We start from the raw sequence: 466 nt of genomic DNA on the forward strand, positions 1-466 counted from the left end.
AAGGATTTATATCGCCTCTGAATCTAGTTTTTATCGAGTACTTCGTGAACTAAATATGCAAAATCATAGGGGAAGAAGCAAAAGACCTGTACGGAGACTACCAGAAAGCCATTTAGCAAAAGCACCTAACCAGGTATGGACATGGGATATTACGTGGTTAAAAGGGCCGGTGAAAGGCATGTATTACCGACTCTATTTAATTATTGATATTTTTAGCAGAAAAATAGTAGGTTGGGAGATTTGGGAAACAGAGGAATCACAATACGCGGAGGAATTAATAAAAAAGACGGTTGTCAGTGAGAAAATTCAGGGAAGACCATTGGTTCTGCATTCTGATAATGGGAGCCCTATGAAAGCCGTAACTTTTCAAGTGTTACTTGAAAAATTGGGAGTACAAAGTTCTTATTCAAGACCCCGAGTAAGTAACGATAATCCGTATTCTGAAGCGATGTTTCGGACCTTAAAA

At 38.6% G+C, this 466-nt stretch carries 1 protein-coding gene; it reads left to right on the forward strand.

Annotated features, from left to right (window positions below; translation table 11 throughout):
- Window positions 1–466 (forward strand): DDE-type integrase/transposase/recombinase (locus RZN25_18610; GenBank protein ID MEQ6378795.1); only part of this gene is annotated, 466 nt, incomplete at both ends.

This window comes from Bacillaceae bacterium S4-13-56 (assembly GCA_040191315.1).
GTDB lineage: Bacteria > Bacillota > Bacilli > Bacillales > JAWJLM01 > JAWJLM01.